The 12,622-nt window shown below is 71.0% G+C and carries 12 protein-coding genes and 1 pseudogene; 3 read left to right on the top strand and 10 right to left on the bottom strand.

Features of this window, described 5'->3' with window-relative positions; translation table 11 throughout:
• Positions 1-8: 8 nt before the first annotated feature.
• Complete coding sequence (locus RCR19_RS14370; protein ID WP_331265519.1) at positions 9-1,763, top strand: S8 family serine peptidase; 1,755 nt, start codon at positions 9-11, stop codon at positions 1,761-1,763.
• Positions 1,764-1,893: 130 nt separating this feature from the next.
• Here RCR19_RS14370 and RCR19_RS14365 read toward each other — a convergent pair whose 3' ends face one another.
• From RCR19_RS14365 to RCR19_RS14350, 4 genes are all read right to left on the bottom strand, one after another.
• Positions 1,894-2,616 carry a DUF2637 domain-containing protein gene (locus RCR19_RS14365; protein ID WP_331265518.1) on the bottom strand — a complete coding sequence of 241 codons (723 nt, stop codon included), beginning with the start codon at positions 2,614-2,616 and terminating at the stop codon, positions 1,894-1,896.
• Positions 2,617-2,638: 22 nt separating this feature from the next.
• The gene (locus RCR19_RS14360; protein ID WP_331265517.1) at positions 2,639-2,812 is read right to left on the bottom strand and encodes a hypothetical protein; all 174 of its coding nucleotides are present in this window, start codon (positions 2,810-2,812) and stop codon (positions 2,639-2,641) included.
• A 447-nt stretch (positions 2,813-3,259) separates the two neighbouring features.
• Positions 3,260-4,537 (bottom strand): bifunctional GNAT family N-acetyltransferase/ATP-binding protein, encoded by a 1,278-nt coding sequence (locus RCR19_RS14355; RefSeq protein WP_331265516.1) that lies wholly within the window; start codon positions 4,535-4,537, stop codon positions 3,260-3,262.
• A 114-nt stretch (positions 4,538-4,651) separates the two neighbouring features.
• Complete coding sequence (locus RCR19_RS14350) at positions 4,652-5,389, bottom strand: SDR family oxidoreductase (RefSeq protein WP_331265515.1); 738 nt, start codon at positions 5,387-5,389, stop codon at positions 4,652-4,654.
• A 220-nt stretch (positions 5,390-5,609) separates the two neighbouring features.
• On the opposite strand from RCR19_RS14350, the gene RCR19_RS14345 reads away from it, so the two are divergent.
• Together RCR19_RS14345 and RCR19_RS14340 are read left to right on the top strand one after the other, a co-directional pair.
• Positions 5,610-6,419, top strand: coding sequence for a helix-turn-helix transcriptional regulator (locus RCR19_RS14345; RefSeq protein WP_331265514.1), 810 nt, complete (start codon positions 5,610-5,612; stop codon positions 6,417-6,419).
• Positions 6,420-6,572: 153 nt separating this feature from the next.
• The gene (locus RCR19_RS14340; RefSeq protein WP_331265513.1) at positions 6,573-7,349 is read left to right on the top strand and encodes a DinB family protein; all 777 of its coding nucleotides are present in this window, start codon (positions 6,573-6,575) and stop codon (positions 7,347-7,349) included.
• A 364-nt stretch (positions 7,350-7,713) separates the two neighbouring features.
• Here the strand turns inward: RCR19_RS14340 and RCR19_RS14335 are convergent, their stop codons facing one another.
• The 6 genes and pseudogenes from RCR19_RS14335 to RCR19_RS14310 all read right to left on the bottom strand — a co-directional run bounded on the left by RCR19_RS14335 (position 7,714) and on the right by RCR19_RS14310 (position 12,545).
• Positions 7,714-8,820, bottom strand: coding sequence for a serine hydrolase domain-containing protein (locus RCR19_RS14335; RefSeq protein WP_331265512.1), 1,107 nt, complete (start codon positions 8,818-8,820; stop codon positions 7,714-7,716).
• A 180-nt stretch (positions 8,821-9,000) separates the two neighbouring features.
• Positions 9,001-9,882: a hypothetical protein gene (locus RCR19_RS14330; RefSeq protein ID WP_331269435.1), complete on the bottom strand. Its 882-nt coding sequence runs from the start codon at positions 9,880-9,882 to the stop codon at positions 9,001-9,003.
• Between the two features lie 105 nt (positions 9,883-9,987).
• Positions 9,988-10,211 (bottom strand): annotated as a pseudogene (locus RCR19_RS14325) (DUF4291 family protein); the annotation flags it as partial.
• Between the two features lie 31 nt (positions 10,212-10,242).
• Positions 10,243-11,133 (bottom strand): NAD(P)H-binding protein, encoded by an 891-nt coding sequence (locus tag RCR19_RS14320; protein WP_331265511.1) that lies wholly within the window; start codon positions 11,131-11,133, stop codon positions 10,243-10,245.
• A gap of 147 nt (positions 11,134-11,280) precedes the next feature.
• Positions 11,281-11,565: a hypothetical protein gene (locus RCR19_RS14315; RefSeq protein WP_059129175.1), complete on the bottom strand. Its 285-nt coding sequence runs from the start codon at positions 11,563-11,565 to the stop codon at positions 11,281-11,283.
• 386 nt (positions 11,566-11,951) lie between these two features.
• The gene (locus RCR19_RS14310; protein ID WP_331265510.1) at positions 11,952-12,545 is read right to left on the bottom strand and encodes a DUF4291 domain-containing protein; all 594 of its coding nucleotides are present in this window, start codon (positions 12,543-12,545) and stop codon (positions 11,952-11,954) included.
• Between the last annotated feature and the right edge of the window lie 77 nt (positions 12,546-12,622).

Raw genomic sequence — 12,622 nt, 5'->3', positions numbered from 1 at the left:
ACATTTCCGTGGTGAAGGTGGACGTGATGGTCAAGGAAAAGCCCGAACACAACCGCGAGGGCGGGTCCGAGGGCGCGGGGGCGGGCGGGCCGGGGCCCGAGGGGAAGGACGCCGCGCCGCGCAAGAAGGGCGCGCCGTCACCGATCGCGGTGCATCCGCGCCGGGAGCGGTACATGGTGACGCCGCTGCCGCAGCATCTGCTCCCACCGGGAGTGCCCGAACTGGGCATGGACGCGGTGTGCGACCGGCTGGAGCGGATGCCCGAGGTGAGGGTGATCCGCAGACTCCGGCCCGCGGAGAGGCTGCAGTCGGCCGGTGTGCACCCCTCCTGCCCGGAGATCGCGGTCGTCGAGGCGGCCGAGGCACAGGTGCCGGCGATGCGGTCGCTGCATGTGCACATCGAACCGGACCTGCCGCTGGCCGGGGCCGGACTCGCCGCCATGCCCACCGCGGGGACCCTGCCGCTGCGTGATCCGGGGCTCGTCCTGTCCCTGGGACGCCCTGTGGAGATCACGCTCCGCGTCTGCGGCCCGGACGGCGAACCGCTCCCCGGCGCCGCGGTGTTCCTGATCGGGGCGACCTGGCCGGGCCAGGGCATCACCGGGGCCGACGGCACGGCCACCGTGACGCTGGCGACGGACACCGTCGAGTCCGTTCGGTCGCTGTACGTCCGGCCCGCGGGCGGTTACAACGACCGCTGGATCCACAGCCCCGACCTGTCGGAGACCCAGGAGAACCTGGTCATGCTGACGCCGCTGGCCAAGGCGTACCCGGAGCTCGAGGAACGGCAGCAGTACGGCTGGGGCCAGCAGGCCATGCGCCTGGACCGGCTGCCTCCCACCTTCCGCGCCTTCGGCGTCAGGATCGCGGTCATCGGGTCGGGCGTCAGCGCCGACCATCCCGACCTGAAGCAGCGGGTGCGTTCCGGAGTCGATCTCGTGCACGGTACGGCCGACGGCTGGGCGCACGACGTGATGGGCAGCGGCACGCACGCCGCGGGCGTCATCGCCGGTGCCGACACCGGCAAGGGTGTCATCGGCATCGCCGTCGACGCCGAGATCGAGGTGTGCGAGGTGATGCCCGGCGGGCACTTCAGCGACCTGATCGCCGCCCTGGACCACTGCATCGATCGTGAGGTGGACATCGCCCACATCGCCGTGGCGACGCCGTACCCCTCGTCACTGGTCTCCCACAAGCTGGCCGACGCCAACGCGGCGGGGATCGCCTGCGTCGCCCCCGCGGGCGACACGGGCGGCCCGGTCGCCTTCCCCGGCTCGCTGCCCACCGTGTTCGCGGTGGGTGCGCTGGGGGTCTACGGCTCGTTCCCCCCGGACACCTCCCAAGCGACCCACACGGGGCCGCCGTTGACACCGGAAGGACTCTTCGCCGCGCCGTTCAGCGGTTACGGCCCCGGGGTCGACGCCGCCGCCCCCGGCGTCGCGGTCCTGTCGTGCGCGCCGGGAGGCGGATACGCGGCCCTCGACGGCACCGGCACTGCCTCGGCCCATGTCGCGGGTCTCGCCGCCCTCGTCCTCGCCCACCACGAGGACTTCCACGGCCAGCTGCTACCCCGTGGTCCCGGGCGGGTGCAGCACCTGTTCGAGATCATCGCCGCGAGCTGCCGCGCTCTGGCCGCCCCCGGCACGATGGAGGCGGCGCGCGTCGGACGCGGCCTGCCCGACGCCCTCGTCGCCCTCGGACTGGCCCCAGGGGTACAGCTCGCTCCGGCCCTGTCGCCGTTCGTCCCGTCCCTGGCCGGTTGACGGCCCGCGGGACGGGCGCGGACGAGGGCGCGGACACACGGAACGGCACCCGCTCGAGCGGGTGCCGTTCCGTGTGTCCGACCGTGTCCTCCCGTGTGCCACCGCGGTGCCGGCAGGTCGGGTCCTCGTGTCAGCCGCCGGGCGGCTGCTCCTTGCTGGGTGCCGCATGCCGGGGGCGGTACTTGCACGACACCTGGCCGACCAGCTCGCGGAAGCAGACCAGCGCGGTGACCGGCGGGATTCCCACGATCACCATCGCCAGCAGGCTGTGTTCCGAGTTGCCGATGCACAGCGCGACAGCCGTGGCGGAGGCGACGAGGACGACCACCCACGACCGCCGGGCGGTCCGGTGCTGGAAGGCGGCCCGCAGTACGGAGAGGGCCGCCACGAACCACGGCCCGTACACCGTCAGCGGCCACCACTGCGCCAGAGGCTCGGGAAGCACTGTCGAGGCGATGGCGCGCAACTGGGCGTACGAGTAGGCGATGGACCAGCCGAGCATGGCCACCGCGCAGGCGGCGATGGTGGCGACCAGGATCGTGGCAGGGGTGACTTTCTGGCCGCTGTCGAGGATGTGTGCACCCGGCCGGGGGCGCCGACGGTCGATCCGGTGGCGGTGCTGCCCGTCCATCGAGGGCGGAGCGGGGGCCACTCCGGTCGCCGTGGACAGCATCTGGGCCAGTTCCTCGTCCGGATCCCAGCCGCTCGGTGCCATGTCGGGGGCGGGTGAGCCCCAGGCGTGATGCACCTCCAGGGGATCGACGGTGTAAGGATGACGCCCCGGTGGGTCGTAATCCGTTGTCAGGTCGAACTGAATGTCGTAGAGGCCTGGCTCGCCTTGAAGCCTGTCCATTCTCAGCTCCTCCGCGCCCTCGTCAGGACGCTCCGTCCATGGCGCGCAGGTATTCGCTTTCCATGTCGCCGATCTCCTTGAGGAAGTCTTCAAGAAGGTCCGAGCAGCCCTTGGCGAGTGCCTCACCGCCCGTCGGATCCTGCCAAGCGGCTCCACGTCCGACAGGGATCTGATCTTCCGGTTCGTTCCAAGTCACGATCACCTAACGAGCGCCATACGGAGGAAGCTATCCGGCATTCGGGGGAATCTATCGCTGCAGAATCGTTCCTGCGATGTGATGACCGTACCCTGCCGACGAAATTCAGAAAATGCGTGCAATCACCTTTCGGTGAATAGCATTTCACTCTCCGCGAGGGTCCCTGGTGAGCTCGGTTCGAGGGCCGAACCATGGGCGGGAGTCGCGTGCGCGGAGGCCCCGCATGAGACGCGCGGGCCGCCACGGGAGCCGGCGGCACTCCGGCTGGACTCCAGTGCGGGGCTTTCGACGGCGCTTTTCGGCCATGGTTGCGTGCCGGTGGACTCCGTCCTGCTGCCGGCTGGGCCCCGACCGCCGGGTCGGCCGACAGGAGGGCATGGGCTCGGTGCACCGTGGGTACCCCTCTTCTCGCCCACGAGGGTTGCCCGGTACCGCGGTTGACCGCCCTCAGAGTCGGCTGTACTTCTCGATGTCCTCGGTGAACTCCTCGATCGCCCGCGCGGTGAGAGTCGGCCGTGTGTCGGCGATGGCGGTCAAGTAGTCCTCGGTGGTGGCCGGTTCGCCCTGCCGATGTGTCACTTCGCGTTCGAAGGACGCCTGGGCCCCCTTGCGCGCGGCGAACTCGATGTCGGCCGGGGTGAACAGCTCGCTGGCCGCCACCAGCCGTGAGAGGTCCACGGAGTCGATGGCGGCCCTGAGATAGCGGGCCCAGATGGCGGCGCGGGCCGTGGGGTCCGGCGGCCCGATCGGGATGACGTAGTCGAACCGGCCCGGCCGCAGGAACGCCGGGTCCAGAGAACGCACCGAGTTGGTGGCGCAGACCAGCAACCGGGCATCGTGCTCACGGAAGTTGGGGATGAGTTTGAGCAGCTCGTTGGTCACCCCGTGGCCGGGGTCGACCGCCCGCCCCGACCGCACGCCCGCGATCTCCTCGACCTCGTCGATGAAGAGCAGGACCGAGTCCAGTTCCACCAGGTCGGCGAAGACCTCCCGCAGCGCCGCGGCCAGCCCCTCGCTCGTGTCGGCCGCGAGCCGGGACGGGAAGAGCTCCACGAACGGCCAGGTGACCCGTGAGGCCACGGCCTTGGCGAAGCTGGTCTTCCCGGTGCCCGGCGGCCCGAACAGGATGACCGCCTTCGGCGGGACGACACCGTAGCGGTCGGCCAGCGCGGGCTCCGTCAGCGGGAGCACGATCCGCCGCTCGACGACCTGCTTCTCCCGCTCCATCCCGGCCATCCGGTTCCACAGGCCCTCGGCCAGCATGCGGCCGCCCAGCGCCCGGAGCACGTCGGTGTCGGCGGACTCCCGTGGTTCGAGCTTCTCGTAGTAGGTCAGATCGTCGCGGGACAGGAAGCCGGAGTGGTCGAGCGCCTTCGTCCCGGCGGCGTCGGCGGGCAGCAGGGCGCTGATGCGGCGCACCCCGCGCGCCCGCAGCCGTCGTTCCAGTTCGGCCAGGAGGGCGCTGCCGATCCCACGCTCGCGCCAGCGGGCGGCGAGCGCGACCAGCAGGATCCAGGCGCGTTTGCCGTGCGCCTGCGCCACGGCCATGCCGACCAGTTCGTCACCGACGACCGCGACCACCGCGGTCTGACCGCTCTCGACCGCGGCCATCACCTCGGAGACCGGGAAGGCGGGCCGCTCGTCGGCCGGCCGGCTCTGGTCCCAGATCTGGATCGCCTGGTCGAGATCGTCATCGTGGTAGTCGCGCAGATGCCATGCGGACATCGCCACCACCTCGCAGGTGCGGGGTGTTCCATTGTCACCCGGTGCCCCGCCTGCCGCCGCACGGAGCGGTACGGCCTCGGGACGAAGGCGCGCTCCGCGGCGACCGGGTGCGGTTCAGCTCTGGGCGGTGGGCCGTACGACGATCTCGTTCACGTCGACGGTGGGGGGCTGTTCGACGGCGAACGCGATGGCCCGGGCGATCGCGTCGGGCGGGATCGCGATGCGGTCGCGCATCGCCGTGATCTCCGCTCTGACCTGGCTGTTGGTCGACGCCTCGGCGAAGTCGGTGGCCGTCACGCCAGGTGACACGGTGGTCACCCGCAGGCACTCGCCCGCTTCCTGGCGCAACCCCTCGCAGATGGCCCGGACCGCCAGCTTGGTACCAGCGTAGACGGCCATGTTCGGCACGACGCGGAACGCGGCCGTGGACGCGGTGGTCACGAAATGGCCCGAGCCCTGCGCCCGGAAGACCGGAAGGGCGGCGCCGATTCCGTGCAGCAGGCCCTTCACGTTGACGTCCACCATCCGGTCCCACTCGTCGACGCGCAGATCGTCCAGCGGTGAGATCGTGCCGACCCCGGCATTGCTCACGAGCACGTCGAGCCGGCCGAAGCGGTCACCTGCCAGTGCCACCAGGGCCCGCAGATCGTCCCGCCGGGTCACATCGGTGCGCAGCCGAACAGCCTCGCCACCCGCCTCCTTGATCCGGCTCACCACCGCCTCCAGGCGCTCGGAGCGGCGAGCACCCAGCACAAGTCGCGCGCCGCGTTCCGCGAGCAGCAGCGCGGTCGCCTCGCCGATGCCGCTGCCGGCTCCCGTGATCGCCACCACTTTGTCCCTGATTCCGTGCATGAAGCAGTCCTGTCCCGTCGTCGGTGGCACGGCCGTGTACCGAGTGGCGGCGGCTTCCCGCGCCGGTGGCCAGGAACCGTCGCGCACCGGGCGGCCGTGGGCCGGTGCGAGCGTTCGAGGCCGTCGGCGGCGCCGCGGCCGGTGCTCGCACACCAGTCTCCGACGGGTTTAGCCTGGTATCCAGAACGTACTTATTCTGGAACCAGAGGTGCCAGCCGTCATGCCCACGCAGCCGGACCGACGAACTGACCTGGGCGCGTTCCTGCGCAGCAGAAGGGAGCGCCTCGCCCCTGACGAGGCCGGCCTGCCCCGCACCGGCCGCCGGCGGACTCCGGGACTGCGCCGGGAGGAGCTGGCGCTGCTGGCCGGGATCAGTGCCACCTGGTACACGTACCTGGAGCAGGGGCGGGATATCCGCGCCTCCGAGCAGGTGCTCACCGCCCTTGCCAGGGTGCTCCGGCTCGACAGGCACGAGCAGGAGCATCTCTTCCGGCTGGCCGGTCACGCGCCCGCGGCCGAAGCGGAGGAGCAGGAGCCGCTCACCGGCGAGGTGGCGGCCGTGCCGCTGCTGCTCCAGCCGAACCCGGCGTACGTCATCGACGGCACCTACGACGTGCTCAGCCACAACCGGGCGGCCGAGGAACTGTTCCCGAAGCTCATCACCGGGGCCGACCGGCCGGCCAACCTCGTCCGCTGGGTGTTCCTCGAGCCGGTGGCTCGGGACGTCCTGGTCGACTGGGAATCCGAGGCACGCGGCCTGCTCGCCCGGCTCCGGACACAGGCCGCACGTCATCCCGCCGACCCGCGCTACCCGCGGCTGATCGACGAGCTGAACGCGAACAGCCCGCAGGCGCGGGCCTGGTGGCCCCAGTACGAGGTGCAGCCCCGGCACAGCGGACGCAAACGCCTGCGGCACCCGGGACGCGGAGCGATCGAGTACGCGTACACCGCGTTCCACCTGGCGGAGCGGCCGGAACTGACCCTGGTGATCTACAACGACGACGGAGGGACGGCCGGCGCGACCGCCTGAGCCGAGTCGACCGCGGTACGGCCGCGCTTCGCGTGAGGCCGGGACGATGCCGAAGTGCTGTCTCCGCCTCGGGGCATGGAGGGGGACGACGCCCGGCTGCGGTACCCGGAAGACCCTGCCCCCGGCGGTGTGTCCAGGCCTAGTCTGAGCGCCATGGGCGACAGTGACTTCACCGGCCTGCGCGGTGCGGAGTTCGAGCGCGCGGACATGACGGGGGCGCGGTTCACCACGGTGAGCCTGGACGCGGCGACGTTCCGGGCATGCGAGTTCAACGGGGTCGTCATGCGCGGCGTCGAGATGGTCAACACCACCATCGACGGCGAGATCCGGAATCTCGTCGTCAACGGAGTCGACGTCGTACCGCTGGTGGAGGCCGAACTGGACCGCCGGCACCCCGACCGCCGCAAGTTCCGGCCGACCACCCCCGAGGGGTTCCGGGAGGCCTGGGACCTCGACGAACGGCTGTGGGAGTCGACCGTCGCGCGGGCACGCCGACTGCCCGAGGAACTGCTGCACGAGCCGGTCGACGGCGAGTGGTCGTTCATCCAGACCCTGCGCCACCTGGCGTTCGCAACCGAGTCGTGGGTCGGCCGCTGCGTCCTGGGCGAACCCAGCCCCTGGCACCCGCTGTCCCTGCCGTGGGACGAGATGAGTCCGCGGCCGGGAGTGCCGCACGACCGTGACGCGCGCCCGCCGCTCGAAGAGGCGCTCGCCCTGCGGCGGGAGGCGATGGCCATGATGCGACGCGTGGTCGACGGTCTGACCGACGAGCGGCTCGACAGCCGCACCGAGCCGCTCGTGGGCCCCGGCTGGCCCGACGAGGGTGAGACCTTCCCGCTCCGCGAATGCCTGCTGGTCGTCCTGAACGAGGAGTGGTGGCACCGCATGTACGCCGAGCGCGACCTGGCGGTCCTGGAGGAACGGGGCTGACGTCGTGGATCTCGTGGTCACCGGTGGGGTGGGCGACCCGCTGCCGGTCACGGACGCCGCGGGCGGGCCGCAGGGCCTCCCGACAGGTGGTCCTGGCGGTGGGCGCGGCCCTCGGCGAGGGCTGTCTTTGCCTCGCGTCCCTCAGCGGGCGTGCTCGGACACGTCTGACACGTCTCCCGGCGGTTGTACCCGGTGGGTCTTGCGGAGCTCTCTCCGCCTGGTGATGCTGACCCCTGCGTGACGGCCCAGTCCACGCGGAACCCGGACCCGACCCCCCGTACCCAGCCACCGGAGCCGCGCCGCGATCCGCTGACGTGATACTCGGCGAACCGGCCTCACCGTTGGCTGGCTGACTCCGACAGCATCAAGCCCGCAGACCCTTGAGTCCGTCGTACGCGGCCATGACGAGTTCCAGCCCCCGGTTGTCGTCCGCGGGTTCGCGCATCTGATTGGTCACGTGCGCCACCGCCATACGGGCCTCGGGATCGATCATGACGAGCGAGCCGCCCCAACCGCCCCAACCGAAGGTGTTGCCGAACAACCCGTAGCCCAGCCCGTAACGGACCGGCATGCCCAGGCGGCGGTCCTCGCCGCTGAACTGCTCCTGCCTCGCACGGTCACAGCCCGGCTGCGACAGCAGTCGCACCCCACGCGCCGTTCCCCCGCAGGCCATCACCGACTGCACGAGGGCGACCGAGCGGGCGTTGCCGAAGCCGCTCGCCGCCGGGATCTGCGCGCGACGCCAGGCCGTGCTGTTCCCGTCACGGACCCGTACGGCGGTGCCGGTGGCGGGGGACGCGCTGCGGCCGGGCGCGCTCGCGGTGTAGTCCCCGTCGTGCGGCGACGGCGGGACGGCGAGCGCCGCCCGGTGGTCGTGCGCGGCCGGCAGTCCGATGTGGAAGTCGGCGGCCAGCGGCCCGGCCACCTCCTCCGCGAAGAACTCGCCCAGGCTCCGGCCGGTGATCCGGCGGACGACCTCGCCCACGAGAAACCCCTGGGTGAGCGAGTGGTATCCGGCCGCGCTTCCCGGATCCCACTGCGGAGCCGACGCGGCCAGCCGTGCGGTGGCGGCAGGCCAGTCGTAGAGCTCCTCGATCGGCCCGTCCCAGTCGGGCAGGCCCGCGGTGTGCGCGAGCAGATGCCGTACCAGCACCTTGTCCTTGCCCGCCGTGGCGAACTCGGGCCAGTACCGGGCGACCGGTGCGGTCGGATCGAGGTCGCCACGGTCGGCCAGGACCAGCGCGCACAGTGCCGTCATCGTCTTGGTGACGGACCAGACGTTGGTGATCGTGTCCTGCTGCCACGGGGTCGTACGGTCCGCGTCGGCGAATCCGCCCCAGACGTCCACCACCGACTCGCCGTCCACGAAGACCGCGACCGAGGCACCCGCGTCTCCCTCGTCCAGCAACCCGGCCAGCGTATTCGGCACCGCGGTGAACAGATCGTCGTACGTGCCCCGGATATCGGCCATGTGCCGTATTAGCGCGTATCGGCCGGTCGGAGGCAATCGAATTTCCGGGCCGGGAGGAGCGTTCCCATGCCGCCGTGGCCAGGTTGTGGAACCGGCCGCCGGGAACCACAACGTACCCACTTCGGGACCGTCACGTTCCCCGACCCGGAACTCCCCTGCCGAGGTCCGACGCGCGTGCCCCTACGGCCGTCCGTAGGCCACCGGCCGGCCGGTGAACGCGTCCAGGAGCACGCGATCGCCGAGCGGCCGGTCCAGTTTCACCGCCAGCCTCTCGCTGAGCAGCTGGGCGGTGCAGGGACCGTCCTTCGTCCCGACGACGGACGCGGACAGCACCACGCTCCCGCCCGTCTCGAGCACGTCCACGGCAGGCCCGTCGTCGCAGGCTCCGTGGGGGGCCGCAACGGTGACGTTCCGGCCGTCCCCTGGCGTCCCGACCAGGCGCTGAAGCGCCTGCAACGTGGCGCTGGACCCCTCCGCGAACGACTCGATAGGCGGCGTCGGAGGTTCCGAGGAACGGATGGCGGCACGCTTGAGCGGAGTGTCGTAGCCGTCCAAGGTGAAAAGCCAGGCCGGAACGGTGGCCGGCCCGCGACTGGTGGCCAAAGTCATCTCACCCGGCTTCACCTCGGTCACGTGCAACTGCGGTCCCTTGCCGCCGCCGTGGGCCACCGCCTCGTACGCCTGCTGAGCCTCCATCAGCGGCAGCCTGAGCGAGCCCCCGCTCTGCCACCTCACCAGGCCGTTCTTGCGCGGCGCGGTGGGCAGTCGGCCGCGCAGGGTGAAGCTGCGGCTCTCATAGGCCTGCTTGTCGGCTTCGTCGTGGAAGGCGTCCTCGGGCAACTGGACCGCCTCTCCGATCGGGTAGTAGCCCTTGCGCCAAGCCCGGGCGGCCTCGGAACCGTCCCATGCATCGGCCACTTGACGAGCGCGGGCCTCCGCCACCGGGTTGTCGCGGGGGGTGCGGGACTGAGCGCCACGACCGCTGTCGCAAGCGGTGACGGTCCCACCCGCTGCGGCAAGCAGGGTGAGGGCGAGGAGCAGTTGTGCGGCGCGTGTGGGCATGGGTCCCCCTGGGTCCGACGGTGACGGGCACGGGCCTCGCGGCGTACCGCTCCTACGACGCACCGCTCCTACGACGCACCGGGCCCGGGTTGCGTTCGACGCGACCCGCTCGGGCTCCCACTGCCCGGGAGTGGGTGCACCCTTCAACTGGCGCTGCCGGCTGCCTCGGTCGGGGTGCGCCCCGCGGACGTAATTCGACAGACACGCGTGGCGCAGCGCCCTCCTGAAGCCGTCATGAGCGATCTCGACCGCCAAGACGGCCTGCTGCCCCGTCGTCGTGCCCGGCCGCAGCGGTACATCATCCACAGGAACGGCGGCTCGATCCAGGTCGGGCCAACACACTCGTCCGTCCGCCCGAGCTCAGGGGGTGCCACGCGCTGTGTTCGGTGACGGCCACCAGGCCGCGTCGGAGATCGAGGTCGCCGGTGAGCCGGTCAGCCGGGTGACGACGTCGGTGACCAGGGAGATCTCGCCCTTCTCGATCGCTTGGTACCACGAGATCCAGGTCTCGATCTGTTCCCCGCTCATGCCCTGCCGCCATCGCCGCGCGAAGGCTTCCTCGAGGGTCTCTGGTTCGAAGCGGTAGGGCCTTCCGGTGGCCGCGGCGATCCGGGTGACCGCTTCGTGGAGGGTCAGGGCCTCGGGCCCGGTGATCTCCAGGACCGCGCCGTCGTGCTCGGAACGGGGACCGTCGTCGAGGGCGACCGCGGTGATCACGTCCGCGATGTCCTCGTGGGTGGCGAAGGCGGCCCGACCGGTGGTCGCGGGGCCGCTGACGACGAATTCCTCGTCGGCGAGCGCGGCCGGTGTCGCTGTGTAGAAGCCCGCCCGGAGCACCGTATGGCGGATGCCGGCTCCGGCCAGGAACCGTTCGGTCAGCCACTGGTCGCGGGCGTTCAGGTAGGTGGCGGTGGGCGAGGCGCCGACGAGGGACACATACAGGACCCGGTCCACGCCGGCCGCGATCGCGGCCTCCACCGCGGTGGCGTGTTCCTCCAGCCGGCGTCCCGTGCGGTGTCCGGAGACCAGGACGAGCGTCGACGCGCCCTCCAGCGCCCGGCGCATCGCGGAGGCGTCGCCGTAGGCGGCGGGACCGCGTCGCCGGGCGCCCGGCAGGTCGGGCATGCGATCGGGGCTGCGTCCGACGAGGAGTTGGGGGACGCCACGGTCGGCGAGCCGCGCCGCGATCCGGCTGCCCAGTGCCCCGGTCACTCCGGTGACCGCCACCGTTCCGTGATGCTTGTCGGACATGGATTTCCCTTGATCCGGGGCCGCTGCCGACCGGAGTGTCCTTCTGTCCGATCACATCCAGTGAAAATGCGCGGGCTGTGAAGGTCGACCGTGCGGGCACTACGGGCCGGCGTTTGAGGCCATCTCATGTGGCCGGTCCGAACGCTGTCATGCGGAGGCCACCACCTCGCCGGCCATGACCTGGGGAGGGTTGGGGAGCAGTGACGCAAGGTTGTCCCGCACGAAGTCCGCAGCCCTCGAGACCGATTCGTCGGCACCTGCCTGGTCCTGGAAGACGCTGGTCGAGACCATCACTCCGTCCCCGGTATCGATCCAGTAGTAGGCCACGAAGCCGGAGACCTGGCGCATGAGCGGCACGAATCCCTCGTTCACGAGACGTGCGGCCTCGGCCGAATCGGTCACCCCTTCGTACCGTCGGACTGCTGCGTACATCGCCACGCTCCTCACGGCGTTCTGGGTTCGTTCTCTGCTGGGACGTCGTACCCCTGCGAGGGTCGTCCGGCTCATGAGGCATCTTGCAATCACCTGAAGGGCCGCTTTGGGTGATCCGAACGTCGGCCGTCGGCCCGGACACGCGGCCCTGCGCACGTCTGCCACGAGAAGGCGTCGGCCCTCGCGGAGAGCGCCTGGTACGGCACCGTGCGGGCCGCGGGTGCCGGTGCGGTCCTCTTCAGGCACCCCCGACGCATGGCACCGGCTACTGGTTCCCGGCCTCCGGCGTCGGAGCGATAGCCGTCGGGCACGACACATCCGTCCCGGCGGGCCTGTGTTGCCATGTGACCCATGGGCCGGAGCCGGCTGTCGGGTGGAGCAGCCTGTTATCCGTGTAGGTGGGCAAGAAGCTCGTCTCCATGGGGATAGGGGTATTCCTGGGGCAGCAGCCGGGCGGCGGAGTCCAGGTCCCCGCTGCTGACGAGGGCGTGGATCTCATGGGCGAGCGGGGTCACGTCGCGGATGGCGACCGTCCACTCGTCGGCGTAGCGGCGTGCGGCCTCTCCGGAGAGGCCGAGTTGCAGCGACCGGTGCGGCAGGGGCTGGAGACGCAGGTCCCGCTCGGGGTCCCACTGCACACGAGTGGGCGCACGCTTCAACTGACGCTGCCAGGCGGCTCGGTCGGGATGCACCCCGCGGACATAGCTCGACAGACACGCGTGGCGCAGCGCCCAGTCGAAGCCGTCACGGCTGATCTCGACAGCGAGGACGGTTTCCTGCCCTGTCTTCGCGCCCCAGCCACAGCGGTACATCATCCACAGGAACGACGGCTTGATCCACGTCATCCTGTCCCGCTTCCAGATGGCGGGGAATCGGCCCTCGCGGACGGCGGGCAGGCCGATTTCCCGGGAGTAGGCCTGGTAGACGGTGATCGTGGATTCCGTATGGACCGCACGGATCCCGCGTTGCGGTTCTTCCATGGCGTCCAGCCTCGCGTTGGCCCGCTTCGGGGGGCCACTGATTTTCGACTCCGTTGGTTGCGGCGGAGAGCGCCTGG

The organism is Streptomyces sp. WAC07094, assembly GCF_036320405.1.
GTDB classification, from domain to species: domain Bacteria; phylum Actinomycetota; class Actinomycetes; order Streptomycetales; family Streptomycetaceae; genus Streptomyces; species Streptomyces lannensis.
Note: the sequence above shows the minus strand (reverse complement) of the source record. Positions and strands in the feature narration are given on the sequence as shown.

Excerpts from the sequence above, each read along its gene's own strand:
- RCR19_RS14345 (WP_331265514.1), top strand. The coding sequence starts at position 5,610 with ATGCCCACGCAGCCGGACCGACGAACTGACCTGGGCGCGTTCCTGCGC.
- RCR19_RS14315 (WP_059129175.1), bottom strand. The coding sequence starts at position 11,565 with ATGTACGCAGCAGTCCGACGGTACGAAGGGGTGACCGATTCGGCCGAG.
- RCR19_RS14330 (WP_331269435.1), bottom strand. The coding sequence starts at position 9,882 with ATGCCCACACGCGCCGCACAACTGCTCCTCGCCCTCACCCTGCTTGCC.
- RCR19_RS14310 (WP_331265510.1), bottom strand. The coding sequence starts at position 12,545 with ATGGAAGAACCGCAACGCGGGATCCGTGCGGTCCATACGGAATCCACG.
- RCR19_RS14350 (WP_331265515.1), bottom strand. The coding sequence starts at position 5,389 with ATGCACGGAATCAGGGACAAAGTGGTGGCGATCACGGGAGCCGGCAGC.
- RCR19_RS14355 (WP_331265516.1), bottom strand. The coding sequence starts at position 4,537 with ATGTCCGCATGGCATCTGCGCGACTACCACGATGACGATCTCGACCAG.
- RCR19_RS14365 (WP_331265518.1), bottom strand. The coding sequence starts at position 2,616 with ATGGACAGGCTTCAAGGCGAGCCAGGCCTCTACGACATTCAGTTCGAC.
- RCR19_RS14340 (WP_331265513.1), top strand. The coding sequence starts at position 6,573 with ATGGGCGACAGTGACTTCACCGGCCTGCGCGGTGCGGAGTTCGAGCGC.
- RCR19_RS14335 (WP_331265512.1), bottom strand. The coding sequence starts at position 8,820 with ATGGCCGATATCCGGGGCACGTACGACGATCTGTTCACCGCGGTGCCG.
- RCR19_RS14320 (WP_331265511.1), bottom strand. The coding sequence starts at position 11,133 with ATGTCCGACAAGCATCACGGAACGGTGGCGGTCACCGGAGTGACCGGG.